Below are 20,324 nucleotides of genomic sequence, written 5' to 3' on the forward strand. Positions count from 1 at the left end.
TACACTATAACGACGTACTGCAAGGTAACGATGTACTACCAAGAAACTTAGTAGGTTTCTTTACCGTATTGCAATGAGCGAGGCCCGTACAGCATCCCGCGTGGATGACCCGCCGCCAGCAGGCGCGTGCTAGTCACGCCAGCAACATCATGACCTTTGTCGGAGATCGTGTCCGCGATTTGATTCACCGCAGCCTGCACCAGAATACCGATGATGCCGCCGTTAGAATTTGATTGCTGTTCGTTGCTGGACGCCGTTGCGCTTCCGCTCCACAGCAGTTTTCCGGTACGCAGATCCACCAGGCGCGCATCCGCAGAAACGCGGGTTTCGCTATTAATCACGATGTATGACGTGCCGTACTCTTTTACGTCCAAATACAGCGCAGCATCAGCACCAAAGATTTGATGCAGCTTCGTCGTACTCAGTGCATGAATATCCGCCGCGGTCGACAGACCATTCTGTTTGAACGTTTCGTCCACGACAGCGACAGGCAAGACGTAATAGCCCGACTCCGCCAGCGGATAGGTGACCTGAGAAAGCAGGCTATAGCTCGCTTTCACATCTGGGGAATGGTTAACCGGCGGCAATACCAGAATGGACTTAGGCTTGCTCTGCTTAAATGCCGCGTAGTCATAAGGCACGGGTTTAGCACAGCCGGTCAGTACCAGCGCAAAAACCAGACCACATAATCCTAAGAAACGATTCATTTAATGCTCCCTTTATTTTTACTCAACAGGAAGTCCATAAAAGGTGCTGATTCAGGGAATTTCGCTTTTTCAGTTTCAAACTGTTGGCGAGCTTCGCTATCACGGCCAGTGTTGGCATACAGCAACCCAAGTTGAGCATAGAGTCCCGGCGGGACAGGTTTATTGGCGGCTTTGGCTTTTTCGATCGATTCATTCAAAGCAAGAATCTGCTGCTCTGGGCCAACTTTATCTTGTTGATAGTAATCGTAAAGAGCCGGCTGATATTTTTCCCAGCTGTAAATGGTTTTTGGCTGGGACGCACAGCCAGCCAGTACTGTCGCTGCAAGCAGCAGGACAATTTTCTTATGAGATAACATGGTTATATTCCTATTCCATTAGTTCGTTGGGCGCCAGGCACCACTTTCAATTCCCGCAACCAAATTATTGACGGCTTCACGAATAGCCAAATCCAGTACTTTACCGTTCAGCGTCGAGTCATAGCTGGCCGTACCGCCGAAACCGATAATTTCACGGTTGGACAAGGTGTACTCGCCCGCACCCTGTACGGAATACACCACTTCAGACGTTTGCACGTTCACGATGTTCAACGTGGTTTTTGCGTAAGCAACCTGTGTTTTACCGCGGCCAAGGATGCCCCACAGCTGATGGTCACCCACTTCTTTGCGACCAAACTCGGTCACATCACCGGTAACAACATAGGTAGCGCCTTTCAGCGTCTGCGTTTGCCCTTTAATACCCGCTTCTGCTTTCAGCTCTTCCATATTGGTGCGATCCAACACATTAAAGCGGCCGCTCTGCTGAAGATGGCTCACAAGAATGGTCTTGGATTGATTACCTAAGCGGTCAACCCCATCGGAAAAAATCCCGTTCATGTAGTTAGAACGGTTTTCAAATTTTCCGACGGAAATCGGGCTGCGAACGCCCTGATAAGGCGTACTGTAAGAAGTGACTTTTTGTGCTTCTACGGTACGGGAAGACTCTGTAGCACATCCGCTCAATAACGCTGCTGACATGAATACAGAACAAAGAACGACTTTTTTATTCATAACACTATCCCTTAGTGACAATCCATTAACCCTGAGCAACGCTCTGTTATTGATTCATAATGAAAATGCCGTAAAAACGTTATTTAGCTGCAACACTGTTTTGCTGCGTTTAAATAGCGTTCGACATTATGAGGGGCGTAAGGAAAAGTAACGAGTTATTTCATGAGAAAATTAACAAAAATCATGAAAACCAGAATTTTCACCTGGAATAAATCGCTGTAAACCGGATAAAAAACAAGGTTATATGCAACCATGCCATTACTTTCACATAACATTACAACTTACTGAAACGATTCAATAATTTCATTAATAACCTGAGTGAGATTTAACATTAACCGACTTTTTACCTGCTCTATATCAAGGTCAGGGAGCTATCCAGCTATTAGGATAAAGGCCACGAACGAGGGATCCAGGGTGGGAGAAGGTAATGAACCGATTTGTTATTGCCAGTACTCAAGACTGTATGGGGTGCCATGCATGCGAAATCGCCTGTGTCATTTCACACAACGATGAGCAGTATCCAGATAGCACCACGGTGTTTCAGCCCAGAATCAAGGCATTCAATACGCCAACATTGCGGGCTGCCGTGACATGCCGTCACTGTGAGGATGCCCCCTGCGCCAGCGTGTGTCCAACGCAGGCCTTGATCAGAAAAGACAATAGCATTCAGCTCGTTCAGGAAAAGTGCATTGGCTGTAAAAGCTGTGTGCTGGCGTGCCCGTTCGGTGCGATGTCCATGGCGACAAACCCTGTGGACAATAGCACCGTCGCCCATAAATGCGATCTCTGCGCCGATCGTCCCGAAGGGCAAGCGTGTGTAGAAGCCTGCCCGACGCAAGCCTTGCAGTTAGTCAGCGAACAAACGTTAGCAGCCCGCCGCCAGGAAAAACAGCAGGTGATGGCGCTGCGTTCGGCCTCCCACTGGCAGCGTGAAACGCCCGTGATGAAAGCGCTGATGACCAATCCGCTCGGTAAAAGGAAAAACTGGCCGCGCCGGGATGCCGAGAAAAAGCCGCTGACCCAGAGAACCTCCACGTTTGATGAAATCTATCATGGCTTCTCCGTACAGCAGACGGAAGATCAGGCAGACCGCTGCCTTTCCTGCGGCAAACGCGCAGTCTGCGAGTGGACCTGCCCGCTGCATAACAATATTCCTGAACTGCTGAGTCTGGCGAAGCAAGGGCGGATTCTTGAAGCCGTCGAGTTATCGCACCAAACCAGCAGCCTGCCAGAAATCTGCGGCCGGGTGTGCCCGCAGGATCGGCTATGCGAAGGAGCCTGTACGCTGGGTAAAGAGTACGGCGCGATTACCATCGGCAATGTTGAGCGCTACATTACCGACACTGCGATAGAAATGGGCTGGTCGCCCGATATGACGCATGTTGTTCCCAGCGGCAAACGCGCGGCGATCGTCGGTGCTGGCCCGGCAGGGTTAGCCTGCGCCGATGTGCTGGCGCGCAACGGCGTGCAGGCTGTCGTATTCGACCTCCACCCGGAAATTGGTGGACTGCTCACATTCGGGATTCCGTCGTTCAAACTGGATAAAGAGGTGCTGATTCACCGCCGTGAAGTGTTCAGCGCGATGGGAATCGAATTCCGGCTGAATACTGAAGTGGGGAAAGATATTTCTCTGGCTCAGCTTCTGGATGACTATGACACCGTTTTCCTCGGCGTAGGCACCTACCGCTCCATGAAGGCCAACATTGATAATGAAGAGGCTCCCGGCGTCTTCGATGCGCTCCCTTTCCTGATTGCCAATACCAAGCACGTCATGGGGCTACCGGAATTAGAGGATGAACCTTATATCTCGATGGCGGGCAAACGCGTCGTGGTGCTCGGCGGTGGGGATACCGCGATGGACTGTCTGCGCACGTCTGTTCGGCAGGGGGCGGTCTCCGTCACCTGCGCGTACCGCCGTGATGAAGCCAACATGCCCGGCTCAAAAAAAGAGGTGAAAAACTCCCGCGAAGAAGGCGTAGAGTTCCTGTTTAACGTTCAGCCGCAAAAAATCTGCCTCAATGAGCAGGGCGACGTGTGCGGCATTAGTCTGATTCGCACCGAACTGGGCGAACCTGACGCCAGCGGCCGTCGTCGTCCGCGCCCGATTCCCGGTTCAGAATTCGTGCAGCCCGCGGAAGCCGTGATAACCGCATTTGGCTTTCAGTCACACAGCATGCCGTGGCTGGAAGACGCCGACATCGGTCTGGATAACTGGGGCTACATCACGGCTCCCCTTAATAGTCAGATACCTTGCCAGACCAACCATCCGCGTATTTTTGCTGGCGGCGATGCCGTACGCGGTGCCGATCTGGTGGTAACCGCCATTGCCGACGGGCGCAAAGCCGCATTGGGCATGATTGCGACAATGGGGCTGACTGCCGTCACGGGTGCTATTCCCGCACACCCGCAACGTCCCGAAACGCACGCCACTCGCGAGGAGCTCCGCTCATGAATCAATTTGTTATCGCCGAAGCAGAAAAATGTATCGGCTGCCGGACCTGTGAAATCGCCTGTGCGGTCGCCCATAGCGGAGGCCAAAGCGCGCAGTTGAAGCCTTCTCACTTCTTTCCGCGCCTAAAAGTCGTTAAAAGCGCCAGCGTCAGCGTACCCGTTCTGTGCCGACAGTGTGAAAATGCACCCTGCGCCAGCGTGTGTCCAAATGACGCGCTGGTGCGCGATCGGGACAGCATTCAGGTGATTCAGTCCCGCTGCATCGGCTGCAAAAGCTGTGTGGTCGCCTGCCCTTTCGGTGCCATTAATGTGGTGACAAAAGCGTCGAATGACGAGGGGGAAACGCATCTCACCCAAAGCGAGGTTCACAAATGCGACTTGTGCGTGGATGTTGCCCAGAGCCCTTCCTGCGTTAGCGTGTGTCCGACATCGGCGCTGCGATTAGTGACGGCGGATGAGTTACGCAAGCAGACGCTGGAAAAACAGCGGCGTTCTGCACTGGGGTGGCCGAGCCATTAAAACAAACGGGAAGGTGGTGGGCAGGGAGGGAACACCACAAAACACACGATGCAGGAAATTCGTTGTGCCTAATTAATAATTATCGCCGATTTATCCATCGATTTTTCTTTAGATCACATATTAGTCTGATAATATGCATTGGTAATGCCGGATAGGTTCCCATCTTTTATCACGATCACGGAGTGAACAATGACCTGCCATTTTGTCAGGTGGACAAGCACGGAAGCGCTTCCTGACTTACAAAGACTGCCCGATAGGCTCATCTCATCAACACAGGGTTTTTCAGCCAAACGCCGCGAGCGTTATCTGAAAAGTCGCGTGCTGCTGGCAGAGATGATGTTCTATTTTTTCGGCTATCCACTGTTACCCACACTGCTGGAGTCCCCTGAAGGGCGCCCTTATTTTGCCGATCCCAACATGCCCAATTTCAGCATCGGCTATGCAGGCAATACCATCGCTATTCTCCTGAGTGAAGAAGGGAACGTGGGTATGGATATCGAAATCGTTCATGTCAGGCCAACAAATCAGGCTGTTCCACAGATGCAGGCGCAGACGCAGGCCGAACAGGCGTGGATCGACGCGCAGCGCGATCCGCTGGAAGCAGCAACGCAGCTCTGCACCATTCGCCAGTCATTGATGAAAATCCCTGGCGTAAACAGCCATCCTCCCAATAACCTGAAGCTCCACCCCGCCTCTGGCAGACTGCGTTCAACCTGCACCCCCGCCGTAGAAGTGATGAGCGATGTTGATGATTATCTTGCCTGGGCCTGCGCCCATATCCCTACACTTAACCGATTGATCATGTGGAAATATACATCGGCATCGGGCATGAGAAAATCGGGAGAAATTCTACAGCAGCAGCGCCAGTCTTTGCGCTATATGAAATTAACCAGCCATACGATAGAAAAAGCCATCTCTACCGCCTCACAGTAGCCAGCCACCGCGACACAGGCTGAGGCTCCGGGAAAGCCCCGGAGCCACGAACGGATTAATGCGCGTCGATAAACACGATTTTCAGCAGGAACAGCAGCGCAACCACAACCACACATGGGCTGATTTCACGCCAGCGTCCCGTCGCCAACTTCATCACACAGTAAGAAATGAAACCCAGCGCGATCCCTTCGGTAATCGAGAAGCTGAACGGCATCATCACCGCGGTAATAAAGGCCGGAACGGCTTCCGTCAGGTCATCCCACTTCACACGCGCCAGGCTGGATGTCATCAGAACGCCCACGTAAATCAGTGCGCCCGCAGCCGCATAGGCAGGCACCATCCCCGCCAGCGGTGACAGGAAGATCACCAGCAGGAACAGCAGACCCACCACCACGGCGGTCAGACCGGTACGCCCACCGACGGACACGCCAGAGGAGCTTTCAATATACGCCGTAACGGAGGAAGTGCCGATAAACGAGCCGGCCACAGAGCTAACGCTATCAACATACAGCGCCTGCTTCATACGCGGGAACTTACCGCGAGCATCGACCAGGCCGGCTTTATCCGTTACGCCAATCAGCGTACCAGAGGAGTCAAACAGGTTAACCAGCATGAAAGAGAAAATAATGCCGGACATCCCGAGGTTCAGCGCCCCCGCCAGATCAACCTGACCGACCACAGACGTTACGCTTGGCGGCATAGAGAACACGCCAGCAAACTTCACATCACCCAGCAGCAGGCCAATCGAGGTGGTCACGACGATGGAGATCAGCACCGCGGCGTGAATATTGCGTGAAGCCAGCGCCACAATAATGAAAAAGCCCAGCGCACCCAGCAGCACGCTGTGTGACGTCAGGTTGCCAATTGTCACAAGTGTTTCAGGATTAGGAACGATAATGCCGGCATTTTTCAGGCCCATCATGGCAATGAACAGCCCGATACCGCTGGCGATCCCCAAACGCAGGCTAAGCGGGATATTGGCGATCATCCAATAGCGAATCTGGAAGATGGTTAGCAACAGGAAACCGATTGCGCCCCAGAAAATAGCACCCATCGCAACCTGCCATGGCAGGCCCATCGCACCCACAACAACAAACGCGAAAAACGCATTCAGCCCCATAGCCGGAGCCAGCGCCACAGGCAGGTTAGCCAGCAACCCCATCAAAATACTGCCGAATGCAGCAATCAGACAGGTGGTCACAAAGACCGCTTTGGTATCCATCCCCGCCACACCCAGAATCTGCGGGTTAACAAAAACGATGTAGACCATCGTCAAAAACGTCGTGAAACCGGCAATCGTTTCCGTACGTGCTGTCGTGCCGTGTTGTTTAAGTTTAAACACACGCTCCAGCAGGCCCTGCTCGGTAGCAAGACCGGGTTGTGATTTATTCATTAGTAACAATCCAAAGAAGGGAATAACTGTCGTCGGGTATCCTATAACAAAACGCTACGTTTTTACGTTGATCCCACATTTTTTTTCATCGAATAAGAAGAACCTATTAACGTCATCGTTTTCTCTCGGTTAAATCCCCCTGATTTTACGCAAGATAGCGCTAAAAATGGCTTTGTAGGTCGCAATATCGGGTCAATTGGTTAAAGTAAGGAACGTCTTCTCATTCTGATCGTTTAAGAACCGAGATACCGGGGCGACCACGGTGCGAGGTGTCCCTACGGGAACCTCATCACCGTGTTTCCCCTAAAGCTATACTTAACTACTTCATCGATAAGGATTGGTCATGCCCCGTATTGAATGCGTCTTCTTCGACTGTGATGGCACGCTGGTTGATAGCGAAGTGCTGTGTTGCCAGGCTTATGTGAATATCTTCATCCCGTATGGGGTGAACTTATCGCTGGAGGAGGTGATAAAAACCTACAAGGGCGTGAAGCTGTACGAGATTATTGCCCGCATCAGCCAGCAGCATGGCTTAACCGTATCGGTAGAAGACGCGGAGCGTCATTTCCGGCAAGAGGTGAAACGGCTGTTCGATGAATCCCTGCAACCTATCGAAGGCGCACGTGAGCTAGTGCAATCTATCACCGTTCCGATGGCCGTGGTTTCTAACGGCCCGGTCAGTAAGATGCAGCATTCGCTCGGCCTAACGCACATGCTCGATCTGTTTGGCGACCATCTCTACAGCGGCTACGATCTGAAAAAGTGGAAGCCCGATCCAGCAGTGCTGTATCACGCCGCCGAGCAGCTACAGCTTCCCATCGAGCACTGCATTCTGGTTGAAGATTCCGCCGCTGGCGTACAGGCTGGCATCGCGGCGGGTATTCCGGTGTTCTATTACTGTGCCGATCCCCACAACCAGCCGATTCATCATCCGCTGGTCACGATGTTCGACGACATGCGCGAACTACCGCAAATCTGGCGCGAAAAAGGCTGGAATATCACCGCACAATAACCGCATTTCAAACTTATGTCATACCACCATCAAATCTATTTACGGAACGAAAACGGTGGTAATGGAATAGAAGAGTAAAGCGTTTGCGCCATGGACAAAAGCGTCAGGAGCGCTTTTGAACGTCGCTTGCGACGGCCCTGAAAGGGTGAATCTCAGGGATGAGATTCATATCTGCGCAAGTCGAGCGTACATGGACGTATTCACAGCGTCTTTACGATCTATCCATTACCACCGCACGACGCACGTGATCGGCATCCTCAGGCTGGCTTATTCCGCCACCATAGCAGACGGCGCTTCGGCGGGTTTTCCTGCTGGCTAAAACGGGCATTAACCCGGTTAGCCAGCAGCTCCAGCGACAGGCAAAACACGAAGTAGACCAGCGCGACAAACAGGAAAACTTCCATCGGGTAGACCATGCTGCGGTTATTGACCTGCGTAGCGAGAAACGTCAGTTCGCCGACGCCAACAATGTAGGCCAGTGAGGTGTCTTTAATCAGGGAAATCCACTGGTTGATGAAAGAGGGCACCATCATTCGCAGCGCCTGCGGCAGGACAATCTGCCACAGCACCTGCCAGCGGCTTAATCCCAGCGAGAGTCCAGCCTGCCACTGGCCGCGCCCAATCGCGACAATGCCCGCCTTCACGCCGTGCGCCAGATACGCCGAGGCGATCAGCGCCAGTGCGCACACCACGGTAGTGATTTCAGGGATATCGACGCCAAAAACGATCGGCAACAGGAAGTAGGTCCAGAAAATCAGCATGATGACGGGAATCGCCCGGAAGAACCCCAGCACCATCGCCAGCAGCGCGCTCCACACGCCTCGCGACATCGCCAGCGCCACGCCCAAAATCGTCCCCAGAACAGCAGACGCGACGCCCGCCAGCAGGCTCATCACCAGCGTCAGCGCCGCACCGCCCAGCGGGCCATCCGGGAACGTACCCCACATCAAATAGCCGAGGTTATCGGTGATAACGGTAAAATCCATCTCAGTGTCTCTCCGCCAAACTACGCTGCTGACGCCACATACCCCAGCCTTCCATCACGGCAATAATCACGATGTACAACACCGTCGCCACACCAAATGCCTGAAAGGTGCGTAAGGTTTCCGTCTCCACCTGACGTGACGCGTAGGACAATTCAGCGACGCCAATTGCCATCGTCAATGATGAGTTCTTAACGATATTCATGTATTGCCCCAGCAGCGGCGGCAGGGCGATTTTTAGCGCCTGCGGCAGCACCACATAGCGCATGGATTGCCAGCCTGTTAACCCCAGAGCGTGCGCCGCGTACTTCTGTCCGCGCGCCACACCGCGAATACCGGCGCGAATTTCCTCGGCAATAAACGCGCTGGAGTAGAGCGTCAGCCCCGCCAGGCCAGCCAGAAATTCAAAAGAGGGCCACGCTAACGTCATGCCAAACAGCGAAATAACATGCGGAGTGTTCAGCCATTGCATCATCTCTGAGGGGAAAAGCTGACCGGCACCGAAATACCAGAAAAACAGCTGTACCAGCAGCGGCGTATTACGGAATAGCGAGCTGTAAGCGACAACGATGCTGCTCAGCAGCCGAATCTGGCTGTCTCTGGCGGCAGCCAACAAAAAGCCCAGCACCGTAGACAGGACGATCGTACTCAGGGAGATGCCCAGCGTGATCAGGAAACCGTGCCACAGCCAGGTGAGGTATTGAGGAGCCAACAGCCACGACTCAAGCAATTGCAGCGCCGTATCCATGCGTTTTATCTCTCTTTATCATTATTACGAGATACAAATAGAAATGCCCTCTGCATGCAGAGGGCTAAGATCATAGCACTGAAGATGTCAGCTATCAGGATTTAGGTTGCTGATCCAACGGGGCAAAGGTGAAGTCGCCGCGCGGCTGAGCCGATTTCGTGCTTGGCCCAAACCAGCGATCGTAGATCGTCTTCGCTTCGCCCTGTTTTTCCAGGTTAATCAGCGTGTCGTTAATCTTTGCTGTCAGGCGCTCTTCGCCCTTCGGAATCCCGACGCCCTGATACTCTTTAGTGATGCTGAACGGAGAGATTTCAAACTCCGCTTTCTGGGCATCTGGCACATTAGCCAGCAAGCCGACTAGCTTGGCATCGTCCTGCGTGATGGCCTGAACGTTACCGTTACGCAGCGCAGCGAAGGCCAACGGCGTATCGTCGTAGGAAATCACTTTGGCAGTCGGGTAATGTTCACGCAGGGTAATTTCCTGCACGGTGCCTTTATCCGCGCCGATACGCAGCGTTTTGATGTCTTCCGGCGTTTTCAGCACGCCTTTACGGGCGATGAATTTTTGTCCGGTGGCGAAGTAAGGAATACTAAAGTTAACCTGCTTGGCACGCTCATCGGTAATGGTGAAGTTCGCAGCGATCAGATCGACTTTCTGCGAGCTTAACAGCGGAATGCGGTTAGCCGGGTTCGTCGCGCGCAGTTCAACCTTCACGCCCAGCGCCTTACCAATCGCCTCGGCGATATCCACGTCATAACCCACCAGCTTTTTGCTCTGCGGATCGACATAGCCAAACGGCGGGTTGCTGTCGAAGACAGCGATTTTCACCACGCCCGCCTTTTGAATGTCATCTAATTTATCTGCCTGTGCAGCACCAGAAACGGAAGCCAACCCGGCCAATAAAGTCACTGTCAAAATCTGCTTTTTCATTCCTTGCCCCTTAATTATCGCTGTATTAACAGCAGGCTATCAGCAGGGTGAAAACGCGGGAAATAACATAAATAGCTATAATATAACCTTATGTTACTTCGGTATTCTGGCAGATTATCCTGATTCAGGTACGGCTGGATAGATTGATGGAAAGCGGCAAACTTCCGGCGAGTACGTCATTAATCTGACAGGCTACCTCATCAAAGAGCGCATAGCGGCGGCGGTATTCCGCCCGTTTGCGGCTGGGAATGTCCTGTTCAGACTTTCTCGGCAGGGATAACGGCAGCGCAATGTTGCCATCAGGTCGCGGTTGACCGCCGTGGGCGAAGAGGAACGCATTGTAGTCGGCCAGAAAAACATGGCGTTTCTTACTGCGATAGCGCCAGTGTTTATAGATATGCGTTTCGTTACTGACCGCGATAACGTGCGCCAGATTAAGGCCTCGAGCCAGGTTAAGCAGGCCTTCCAGAAGAAGGCGTTTGGGAAACAGACTATGGCAATCTCGCGTCGCGCCCTGAATAACCTGATGCGGCGTTTGTGCATCCGATCCCTGAATCCCACCGATAAACAGGCCCATTTCCCCTTCAATGCGCAGGATGGAAAACGTCATCTGTGCCAGCACGCGCTCGCTGTTCTCAAGCTGTAGGGAGAGCTCACCTTCCTTACACATTTGATCGTTAGTCATCAGGCGAAGCGTATAATTTTCACCGCTTTTTCCCTGAAAACTAGCCAGCACGTTACCGCCTCCGTCCTGGCTATATAACAAGCGCTGGCGATGTAACGGTAACGTTTGAATAAAGCGGTAATGATCCATTAAGGCCGTACAGGTTTGATGTGTCGGTAGCGACGCCATCAGGTAGGGGCGCTGGAGCTTGCTGTACAGCTGATTTCCGTCACGTCGAAAAATATCCTGTTCGGGATAATCGACGATAAAGCTGAGCCATTTCATGGTCAGCAGCGGGTGAAGCATCACTCGGGCGGTATATTTTATACGCCACTGGAGACTCTCCCAGCGCCGATCCGGCTTGTGTTTACCGGTTGCCAATGCCAGCAACAGAGAAAATGCGGCCCGAAACTGGGTTTTCGTACTGCCAAGTGATTGTGTAGAAGTAATGTCCATGAATGCCACCATGATTAAGATGACGAAATCGTAGCGGGACATTCATCAATGAAACTAAAATCGCGACGCCTAAAAAGCAGCGTTCTCTTATCCGTTGAGGATTAATTTAAGATAGCTGCTCGCCTAATGGCGATCGTTTAAGCATCGAGATACACGAGGCGAGGCCTCCCTGCGGCCCCCCTGGGTTTCTCTAACAACGGGCTTAAGTGGCCAGAATTAGACTCACCTGTATTCCTGATGCCATCAGCGTGGCGTCGCTTTTCCCCCAGACAGCACCAGCCAGGTCATCATCCCCCCAATCAGCCCCCAAAACGCCGCGCCAATTCCCCACAGCGTTAATCCTGAAGCAGTAATCAGGAAAGTGACCACCGCCGCATCACGCTGTTGTTCATCCAGTAAAGCGCGATACAAACTACCCGAAATGGTGCTAAGCAGCGCCAAACCGGCGATAGCGTGAATCAGCGGCGGCGGCAGCGCCGTGAAAAGCTGCCCGATAGACCCGCCGAAAACGCCCGCCAGCAGATAAAATCCACCAGCAGCAACAGCGGCAAGATAGCGTTTTTTCGGATCGGGATGCACATCCGATCCCATACAGATCGCGGCAGTAATCGCGGCGATACAAACGGAAAAGCCACCGAACGGCGTCAATATCAGCGCGATTAATGCTGTAATGGCGATCAGCGGTGACACGGGAACCTGATAGCCAGCGGCTTTCAGCGTGGCAACGCCCGGTGCGTTCTGCGACGCCATGGTGACAATGAAAAATGGAATACCGACGCCCAACAGCGATGCCCACGAAAAATGCGGCGTAATAAACGCCGGTACGGCAAACACCAGCGGCGAATCAGAGACCGCAATTTGCCCGCGCCATAAAGCCAGCAACAGGCCAGCGAACAGCGTTAACACAATGGCAAAACGGGGCAACAGCCGACGGCTGAGCAAATAGGTCACGCACATCGTGAAAGCCAGCCAGAAATCCTGTTGCAGGGCAAGAAAGGCATCCGCACCAAAGCGCAGCAAAATCCCCGCCAGCATCGCGGCAGAAATGGCCTGTGGAATCACATTCATCAGGCGGGCAAAAAGACCGGTGATCCCGCAGATAAAGATAAGCGCGGAAGCAAACAGGAACACGCCAATCGCTTCATTGAGCGATGTACCCGGCAGGCTGGTAACCAGCAGCGCCGCTCCCGGTGTTGACCAGGCAGCCAGTATCGGCGCACGGTAATAGAGCGACAGGCTAATGGACGCCAGCCCTTGCGCAACCCCCAGCACGCTTAACCAGCCACCGATTTGCACCGCGCTGGCACCCGCAGCTTCCGCCGCCTGAAAAATGATGGCGGCCGAACTGGTGTAGCCCACCAGTACCGCAACAAAACCGGCGATAAAGGCAGAAAAAGTGACATCTTTTAGCGCAAATGACACAGGCATGATATACCTTCACTCTTATCGTGCGCTATAACGCACAGAAAGCGTTAACATAGCAGCGTGCGTTATAACGCACAAGCAGGAGTCGCATTGATGTCTGATGAACTAACCCACCGTATTGGCAATACCTTAAAAAGGTTAAGGCAAGAGAAAGGCTGGAGCCTCACACGCGCGTCAGAAGAAACCGGCGTGAGCAAAGCGATGCTGGGTCAGATCGAGCGGGGCGAATCCAGCCCAACGGTCGCCACCCTGTGGAAAATTGCGACCGGAATGAATGTGGCGTTCTCTACCTTTATTGAACCGACGCTCACAGATGAAGACGTGACGTATCGCTCGGGAGCAGGTTCGGCATTCAGGGAAAACGAGGCGGGAATGCACGTTGTGCCGCTCTTCCCCTTCGACGAAAAACTGCGTTTTGATATGTTGGTTATTGAGCTGGCGGCGGGTGCCAGCAGCACCTCATCGGCGCATGAAAGCGGGGTGATCGAGCATATTATTATGCTGGAGGGCCAACTGGAAATGACCGTTGATGGGCAGACGCATTTGTTATCTGCTGGAGATGCCCTGCGCTTTGCCGCCGACAGAGAACACCGCTACCACAACCCTGCCGATACCACTGCGCGCTTCCACGATCTGATTCACTATCCTGATAAAAACTAAATCGTGATAAAAAATAACGCCCTGCAAGCAGGGCGTTAGCATGATAAGCGTAAGAACGGGCTTACTCTTCCGCTTTTTTATCTTTCTGCGCCAGCAGCTTTTCCAGCGCATCGCCACCCAGGTGACGGAAGTCCTGACCTTTGACGAAGTAGAAGATAAATTCGCAGATGTTCTGGCAACGGTCACCGATACGCTCGATAGAACGGGCGCAGAACAGCGCGGTCAGTACGCTTGGGATGGTGCGGGAATCTTCCATCATGTGAGTCATCAGTTGACGCACAATGCCTTCGTACTCTTTATCCACTTTCTTGTCTTCGCGATAAATACGAATCGCTTCGTCCAGATCCATACGGGCAAAAGCATCCAGCACGTCATGCAGCATTTGCACGGTGTGGCGCCCTAATGACTCCAGGCTAACCAGCAGCGGCTGATGCTGATGGGAGAATTTCTCCAGCGCGGTGCGACAGATTTTATCCGCCACGTCACCGATACGTTCCAGTTCAGAGATGGTTTTGATGATCGCCATCACCAAACGCAAGTCGCTCGCGGTAGGCTGACGTTTCGCGATAATGCGCACGCAGGCTTCATCGATCGCCACTTCCATCATGTTAACTTTGGCATCGCCTTCAATGACCTGCTGAGCCAGCTCCGCGTCCTGATTATGCATCGCGGTAATCGCGTCAGTCAGCTGCTGCTCCACCAGCCCGCCCATTGTCAGGACCTGCGTGCGGATATGTTCCAGTTCGGCGTTAAACTGACCGGAAATGTGTTTGTTCAGATTCAGATTATCCATGATGCTTCCTAATCAACCGTAACGGCCGGTGATGTAATCTTCAGTCTGTTTCTGCCGTGGAGCAGTAAACAGGGTATCAGTATCGCTGAACTCAATCAGCTCACCCAAATACATAAACGCCGTATGATCGGAACAACGCGCCGCCTGCTGCATGTTATGCGTCACAATGACCACGGTGTAGTCTTTTTTCAGCTCGGAGATCAGCTCTTCAATGCGGCCGGTAGAAATCGGGTCGAGCGCAGAACAGGGCTCATCCAGCAGCAAGACATCCGGGCGGATCGCAATACCGCGTGCAATACATAAACGCTGCTGTTGACCACCAGACAGGCTATAGCCGCTCTGGTGCAGTTTATCTTTCGTCTCTTGCCACAGCGCCGCTTTGGTCAGCGCCCACTGCACACGCTCATCCATATCAGCGCGGGACAGCTTTTCAAACAGGCGAACACCAAACGCGATGTTATCGTAAATGGACATCGGGAACGGGGTCGGTTTCTGGAACACCATGCCGACCTTGGCGCGCAGCAGCGCGATATCTTGCTTATCCGTCAGGATGTTATTGCCATCCAGCAGGATATCGCCTTCGGCGCGCTGCTCAGGGTAGAGCTGATACATTTTGTTCAGCGTACGCAGCAGCGTGGATTTACCACAGCCGGACGGGCCGATAAACGCGGTAACCTGATTCGCGGCAATATCCAGCGTAATGTTTTTCAATGCGTGGAATTTTCCGTAATAGAAATTCAGATCGCGTACCTGGATTTTGTTGGATGTCTCAGTAGCCATACTCATCAAGACTTCTCTCTTTTTCCTGGCGCTGACTAGCAGCGCCTTGAATTTATTTAATGTTTCTCAGAAAACGACTATTTCTTAGCGAATTAGTGCTTCTTGGCAGAGAAAATAACGCGCGCCAGAATATTCAGCAGCAGCACACACAGCGTAATCAGCAGTACACCCGCCCAGGCCAGCTGTTGCCACTCCACAAACGGGCTCATGGCAAACTTAAATATGGTGACCGGCAGGTTAGCAATCGGATGCATCAGATCCGTGCTCCAGAACTGATTCGACAGAGACGTAAACAGCAGCGGCGCGGTTTCCCCCGCGATACGCGCGATAGCCAACAGCACCCCGGTGATGATGCCCGATACCGAGGCCTTCAGCGTAATCGCAGAAATCATTTTCCATTTCGGCGTACCCAGCGCATAAGCCGCTTCACGCAGGCTATCCGGCACCAGTTTTAGCATGTTCTCGGTGGTACGAATCACAATCGGCACCTGCAACAGCGCCAGCGCAATCACACCCGCCCAGCCGGAGAAGTGCTGCATCTTTGCCACCACCAGCGTGTAGACAAACAGGCCAACCACAATCGAAGGGGCGGATAGCAGAATATCGTTGATGAAACGAATCACTTCGGCGATCCAGGATTTACGACCGTATTCCGCCAGATAGATGCCCGCCATAATCCCCAGCGGCGTACCCAGCAGCGTCGCCCACAGGATCAGCAATCCGCTACCAACGATGGCGTTCGCCAATCCACCGCCTGCCGTATTCGGCGGCGGCGTCATCTCGGTAAACAATGCCAGAGACATGCCGTCTACGCCTCGAGTCACCGTCGAGAACAGGATCCAGATCAACCAGAACAGGCCAAATGCCATCGTGGACATGGATAAGAACAGCGCAATACGGTTTTTCTGGCGACGCCAGGCCTGCATTTTACGCCGCGAGCGTGCCAGTGCGGCTTCTTGCTCTATGCCTAATGTTGCCATTAGCGTGCTCCCTCATTTTTTGCCAGACGCATCACCATCAGCTTTGAACACGCCAGAACAATAAAGGTGATCACAAACAGAATCAGACCCAGCTCCATCAGCGCCGCCGTGTGCAGACCCGATTCGGCTTCGGCAAATTCATTCGCCAACGCAGAAGTAATACTGTTGCCCGGCATATAGAGCGATGCGCTGTCGAGCTGGTAGGTGTTACCAATGATAAAGGTGACCGCCATGGTTTCCCCCAAGGCGCGCCCTAATCCCAACATCACCCCGCCGATCACGCCGTTTTTGGTGTAAGGCAGCACAATGCGCCAGATCACTTCCCACGTCGTACAGCCGATGCCGTAGGCGGACTCTTTCATCATGACTGGCGTTTGCTCAAACACATCACGCATGACCGCCGCAATGTACGGGATAATCATGATGGCAAGAATGACGCCAGCGGCCAGAATACCGATTCCGAACGCCGGGCCGGAGAACAGTGCGCCAACAATAGGAATGCCGGACAGGACGTTGCCTACCGGCTGTTGGAAGTATTCGGCAAATAGCGGAGCGAAAATGAACAGCCCCCACATGCCATAAACAATACTCGGTATGGCCGCCAGCAATTCAATCGCCACGCCAAGCGGGCGCTTCAACCATGCGGGTGCCAGTTCGGTGAGAAATAACGCAATCCCGAAGCTAATCGGGATGGCAATAATCAGTGCGATCAGTGAGGTCACGACGGTACCGTAAATTGGCACCAGTGCACCAAACTGCTCTGCGGGCGCATCCCACTCTTTCGTCCACAAGAAGGCAAAACCGAACTTCTCGATGCTAGGCCAAGACGCCACAATCAGGGAAACAATGATGCCTCCCAAGAGCAGTAGCGTGACCAGCGCCGCCAGTTTTACCAGCGTGCTGAAGAGGATATCGCCATATTTTCCCGGGGCTTTGATAGTTGGCTTGTACTCAGCCATACGTCTCTCTTCTCATTTTTAACTACATATGAAAGGCAGAGAGGTTATGATTACCTCTCCGCCCCGATACGACTTGTTATTCCACTACGTATTTCCCAGAACCTGACAACCTCATCACGCTCTGGTTATCAACACGACGGCTGTCGATGCAATACGTTGTTGATGCAATAATTAGTACAGCGCTTTACCGTTGCTGTCTTTTACCTGGGTTTTCCAAGCAGCACGGATTTGCTCAACCACTTCTTTTGGCAGTGTGGCGTAATCCAGAGCAGTAGCCTGCTCGCCGCCTTTCTTGAACGCCCAGTCGAAGAATTTCAACACTTCAGCGCCCTGCTCAGGTTTATCCTGCTTGGTGTGAACCAGGATGAAGGTGGTTGAAGTGATTGGCCACGCGTCCGCGCCTTTCTGGTTGGTCAGATCCTGAGCAAAAGATTTGCTCCAGTCGATCTCTTTAGCCGCGTTGCTGAAGCTCTGTTCAGTCGGGCTAACTGGCTTGCCATCAGCAGAAATCAGTTTGGTGTAAGCCAGGTTGTTCTGCTTGGCATACGCATATTCTACGTAACCGATAGAACCAGGCAGACGTTGTACGAACGCCGCGATACCATCGTTGCCTTTACCGCCCAGACCGGTTGGCCAGTTCACGGTAGAGCCAGAACCGACTTTCTCTTTCCACTCGGCATTCACTTTCGCCAGATAGCTGGTGAACACGAAAGACGTACCAGAACCGTCAGCACGACGAACAACAGCGATATCCTGATCCGGCAGCTTGGCATTCGGGTTCAGTTTGGTGATCGCTGGGTCGTTCCATTTTTTGATGTTGCCCAGGTAGATATCACCCAGTGTTTTACCATCCAGCGTCAGTTCGCCAGATTTGATACCAGGAACGTTCACTGCCAGTACCACGCCACCGATAACGGTAGGGAACTGGAATAAACCATCCTGTGCTAATTTGTCGTCAGCCAGCGGCGCATCAGAAGCACCGAAATCTACCGTTTTAGCGATAATCTGTTTTACACCGCCAGAAGAACCGATTCCTTGATAGTTAACTTTATTGCCGGTTTCTTTTTGATAAGAGTCAGCCCATTTGGCATAAACAGGCGCAGGGAATGTCGCACCGGCACCGGTGAGGTTAGCAGCAGCAAAAGCAGAGAATGCCGTCAGAGAAAAGGTTGCCGCAACAACACTGGCAAGAGTGGTACGCATCAGTTTCATAATCCCTCCTGTGGGATAATCGACGTGTCGACGTGGAGTCGTTATCAATCAGAGTTATCAAATCAGAGTGTAGTTCGCAGGAGGAAAAATAGGACAATTTGGTGACAGTAAAATGTACGCAATATGACAGTTTTATGACAAAGAGGCCGTGAGCGGGAAAATCCAGGGACAACCAGCCAGAACACGCATTCTGACTGGTAAAGAAGCAAAGTCAGTGAGTCTGGCTATGGCTAAGCAGTTTGTAAATCGTATCAGGCTTATAGCTATCGCCCTGATAATAAATCGCCCAGTCAGTTACCCGTGATATATCAACGGAATACACACCACCTTCCTGCATATCCTCAACGTAGAACGGATGATTGATTAATGTTCCCGTGACGACAGTGTCGTGGATTTTTTCAGGTATAAACCACATGTGCTCACGCTCTTCTCCCTCTTCGCCATGAGGAATGCCAAATTTCACCATAAAGCGCCATTCACTTTCGACAGGCTTAGGTGATTTTTTTAGTAGCTTAGCTAAAAATCCCTGCTTAGCCGGTTCGTCACTCACATGGTAGTTTTTAAACATATTGACGAAATAACGCCAGCGCAGCTGCGCCTTACGCGACATTTCTGCCGTCTCCGCATTCGTACGCCAGAACATGATGGCATTCTGCTCATCAAACCCTTTAAAGAACGTTTGCAGTACCGGGTTTTCTTCGTTGGTACGAAACAGCATACAGGAAGGTTCCTGATGCACATCATCTCGATCGGCGCGATCGCCCAGAAACACGCCTTCCGGCGTCCCTTCCAGATCGTAGCGCATCTCTTCCAGAGGCCGTAGTTGGTCAATCGGCGTGGATTGATTCACATGCCGTAGCCCTTCTTCAAACGGCAACGCCACCAGATATTCATAGCCGCTGTCCGTTTGCCCACACAGAATCGGCTCATTAAAGGCAATTCGCTGATTTTGAATGGCATTATTAACAAAGCTTCTGAATAAATCCGGGATGCCATAATACGAACTCAGCGTCTCTGGAATGACTAATTCCGCTTCCGTCAGGCCGCATCGCGCCAGACCATGCGTGTGAAACCAGAATGTCGTTGGTGGATCGTTCTCGGTGTCGTACACGGCATGAATGGTATACAGCGATTCAATTTCCGGCAGGACATCATCCTCTAGCTGAAAATTCAGCCATTCGCGGGTAAATACGTTACCCGCGGCAGAAAGATCGATCCCCAAGAGCAAATCCGGTACCACAACACTTAATAAACGAAGCTGATGAACGTAGTCTTCCAGCGGATTTGGCCCCAAAAGACACTCAACCATCACTTCCTGCGTTGCCGCATTAGCCTGCGCCAGCAGCTCGGGCGAAATCGGGTCAGTTGAATGTATCGGCGTGATTTTATTCTCAGGATCGCGCTCCGATACCTCAAGATAAAAGGTCAGCTCTCTATCCTGATGACGACAGGTATAAAAGAATCCGCCCTGCCCTTGTTCGGTATAGCTTATTTCACCCTCGGTAAAGAATGACTGCGCCTCTAACAGGCTTTCCAGTAGCGGATAGTTCATCTCTCGTGAGGAAAAAGCCACCATCGTTGAAGGCGCTTTTTCGCCCTTTCCCTCGGCGATATCCAGGTATTGTTGTTTGTTATTCATATTAAGAACGAGTCAGTATTCAATATGGGTAAA

General features: G+C 52.5%; 20 protein-coding genes. 5 read left to right on the forward strand and 15 right to left on the reverse strand.

Annotated features, from left to right (window positions below):
* Window positions 1-47 precede the first annotated feature (47 nt).
* Genes WCT94_RS15155 through WCT94_RS15165 form a run of 3 tightly spaced genes read right to left on the reverse strand, consistent with a single transcriptional unit; the run spans window position 48 to window position 1,753 of the window.
* Entirely contained in the window at window positions 48-707 is a 660-nt protein-coding gene (locus WCT94_RS15155) for a DUF799 domain-containing protein (RefSeq protein ID WP_336870215.1), read from the reverse strand.
* On the reverse strand, window positions 704-1,063 hold the full coding sequence (locus WCT94_RS15160; RefSeq protein WP_015842353.1) for a DUF4810 domain-containing protein: 360 nt from the start codon (window positions 1,061-1,063) through the stop codon (window positions 704-706). Before WCT94_RS15160 ends, WCT94_RS15155 begins: the two co-directional genes overlap by 4 nt.
* A gap of 18 nt (window positions 1,064-1,081) precedes the next feature.
* Window positions 1,082-1,753, reverse strand: coding sequence for a CsgG/HfaB family protein (locus WCT94_RS15165; protein WP_336870216.1), 672 nt, complete (start codon window positions 1,751-1,753; stop codon window positions 1,082-1,084).
* A 427-nt stretch (window positions 1,754-2,180) separates the two neighbouring features.
* Here WCT94_RS15165 and aegA point away from each other — a divergent pair, with 427 nt between their 5' ends.
* The 3 genes from aegA (at window position 2,181) to WCT94_RS15180 (ending at window position 5,656) form a co-directional block, all read left to right on the forward strand.
* Window positions 2,181-4,205, forward strand: a complete 2,025-nt coding sequence (gene aegA / locus WCT94_RS15170; RefSeq protein ID WP_336870217.1) for a formate-dependent uric acid utilization protein AegA — start codon at window positions 2,181-2,183, stop codon at window positions 4,203-4,205.
* A complete protein-coding gene (locus tag WCT94_RS15175) occupies window positions 4,202-4,723 on the forward strand; it encodes a 4Fe-4S dicluster domain-containing protein (RefSeq protein ID WP_336870218.1) in 522 nt (173 codons plus the stop codon). The genes aegA and WCT94_RS15175 overlap by 4 nt, the downstream gene beginning before the upstream one ends.
* 189 nt (window positions 4,724-4,912) lie before the next feature.
* Entirely contained in the window at window positions 4,913-5,656 is a 744-nt protein-coding gene (locus WCT94_RS15180; RefSeq protein WP_336870219.1) for a 4'-phosphopantetheinyl transferase family protein, read from the forward strand.
* A gap of 55 nt (window positions 5,657-5,711) precedes the next feature.
* On the opposite strand, the gene WCT94_RS15185 is transcribed toward WCT94_RS15180, so the two are convergent.
* Entirely contained in the window at window positions 5,712-7,049 is a 1,338-nt protein-coding gene (locus WCT94_RS15185; RefSeq protein ID WP_336870220.1) for an NCS2 family permease, read from the reverse strand.
* A gap of 343 nt (window positions 7,050-7,392) precedes the next feature.
* Here WCT94_RS15185 and yieH point away from each other — a divergent pair, with 343 nt between their 5' ends.
* A complete protein-coding gene (yieH, locus tag WCT94_RS15190; RefSeq protein ID WP_336870221.1) occupies window positions 7,393-8,061 on the forward strand; it encodes a 6-phosphogluconate phosphatase in 669 nt (222 codons plus the stop codon).
* Between the two features lie 257 nt (window positions 8,062-8,318).
* On the opposite strand, the gene WCT94_RS15195 is transcribed toward yieH, so the two are convergent.
* The 5 genes from WCT94_RS15195 to WCT94_RS15215 form a co-directional block, all read right to left on the reverse strand.
* Window positions 8,319-9,047 carry an amino acid ABC transporter permease gene (locus WCT94_RS15195; protein ID WP_336870222.1) on the reverse strand — a complete coding sequence of 243 codons (729 nt, stop codon included), beginning with the start codon at window positions 9,045-9,047 and terminating at the stop codon, window positions 8,319-8,321.
* Between the two features lies 1 nt (window position 9,048).
* The gene (locus tag WCT94_RS15200) at window positions 9,049-9,792 is read right to left on the reverse strand and encodes an amino acid ABC transporter permease (RefSeq protein WP_336870223.1); all 744 of its coding nucleotides are present in this window, start codon (window positions 9,790-9,792) and stop codon (window positions 9,049-9,051) included.
* 94 nt (window positions 9,793-9,886) lie between these two features.
* Window positions 9,887-10,723 carry an ABC transporter substrate-binding protein gene (locus WCT94_RS15205; protein WP_180779450.1) on the reverse strand — a complete coding sequence of 279 codons (837 nt, stop codon included), beginning with the start codon at window positions 10,721-10,723 and terminating at the stop codon, window positions 9,887-9,889.
* A gap of 124 nt (window positions 10,724-10,847) precedes the next feature.
* Window positions 10,848-11,843 (reverse strand): VirK/YbjX family protein, encoded by a 996-nt coding sequence (locus WCT94_RS15210; RefSeq protein ID WP_336870224.1) that lies wholly within the window; start codon window positions 11,841-11,843, stop codon window positions 10,848-10,850.
* A gap of 243 nt (window positions 11,844-12,086) precedes the next feature.
* A complete protein-coding gene (locus WCT94_RS15215) occupies window positions 12,087-13,271 on the reverse strand; it encodes a benzoate/H(+) symporter BenE family transporter (protein WP_336870225.1) in 1,185 nt (394 codons plus the stop codon).
* 90 nt (window positions 13,272-13,361) lie between these two features.
* On the opposite strand from WCT94_RS15215, the gene WCT94_RS15220 reads away from it, so the two are divergent.
* Window positions 13,362-13,928: a helix-turn-helix domain-containing protein gene (locus WCT94_RS15220; protein ID WP_336870226.1), complete on the forward strand. Its 567-nt coding sequence runs from the start codon at window positions 13,362-13,364 to the stop codon at window positions 13,926-13,928.
* 61 nt (window positions 13,929-13,989) lie between these two features.
* Here WCT94_RS15220 and phoU read toward each other — a convergent pair whose 3' ends face one another.
* From phoU to WCT94_RS15250, 6 genes are all read right to left on the reverse strand, one after another.
* On the reverse strand, window positions 13,990-14,721 hold the full coding sequence (gene phoU, locus WCT94_RS15225; RefSeq protein ID WP_225086345.1) for a phosphate signaling complex protein PhoU: 732 nt from the start codon (window positions 14,719-14,721) through the stop codon (window positions 13,990-13,992).
* 12 nt (window positions 14,722-14,733) lie between these two features.
* Window positions 14,734-15,507 (reverse strand): phosphate ABC transporter ATP-binding protein PstB, encoded by a 774-nt coding sequence (pstB, locus tag WCT94_RS15230; RefSeq protein ID WP_010681437.1) that lies wholly within the window; start codon window positions 15,505-15,507, stop codon window positions 14,734-14,736.
* 86 nt (window positions 15,508-15,593) lie between these two features.
* The gene (gene pstA, locus WCT94_RS15235) at window positions 15,594-16,481 is read right to left on the reverse strand and encodes a phosphate ABC transporter permease PstA (RefSeq protein WP_319849758.1); all 888 of its coding nucleotides are present in this window, start codon (window positions 16,479-16,481) and stop codon (window positions 15,594-15,596) included.
* On the reverse strand, window positions 16,481-17,440 hold the full coding sequence (gene pstC, locus WCT94_RS15240) for a phosphate ABC transporter permease PstC (protein WP_015842338.1): 960 nt from the start codon (window positions 17,438-17,440) through the stop codon (window positions 16,481-16,483). Before pstC ends, pstA begins: the two co-directional genes overlap by 1 nt.
* 171 nt (window positions 17,441-17,611) lie before the next feature.
* Entirely contained in the window at window positions 17,612-18,652 is a 1,041-nt protein-coding gene (pstS, locus tag WCT94_RS15245) for a phosphate ABC transporter substrate-binding protein PstS (RefSeq protein ID WP_225086344.1), read from the reverse strand.
* A gap of 211 nt (window positions 18,653-18,863) precedes the next feature.
* Window positions 18,864-20,291: a DUF4026 domain-containing protein gene (locus WCT94_RS15250; RefSeq protein WP_336870227.1), complete on the reverse strand. Its 1,428-nt coding sequence runs from the start codon at window positions 20,289-20,291 to the stop codon at window positions 18,864-18,866.
* Window positions 20,292-20,324 lie beyond the last annotated feature (33 nt).

The sequence above is a fragment of the Pectobacterium sp. 1950-15 genome, assembly GCF_037136835.1.
Lineage (GTDB): Bacteria > Pseudomonadota > Gammaproteobacteria > Enterobacterales > Enterobacteriaceae > Pectobacterium.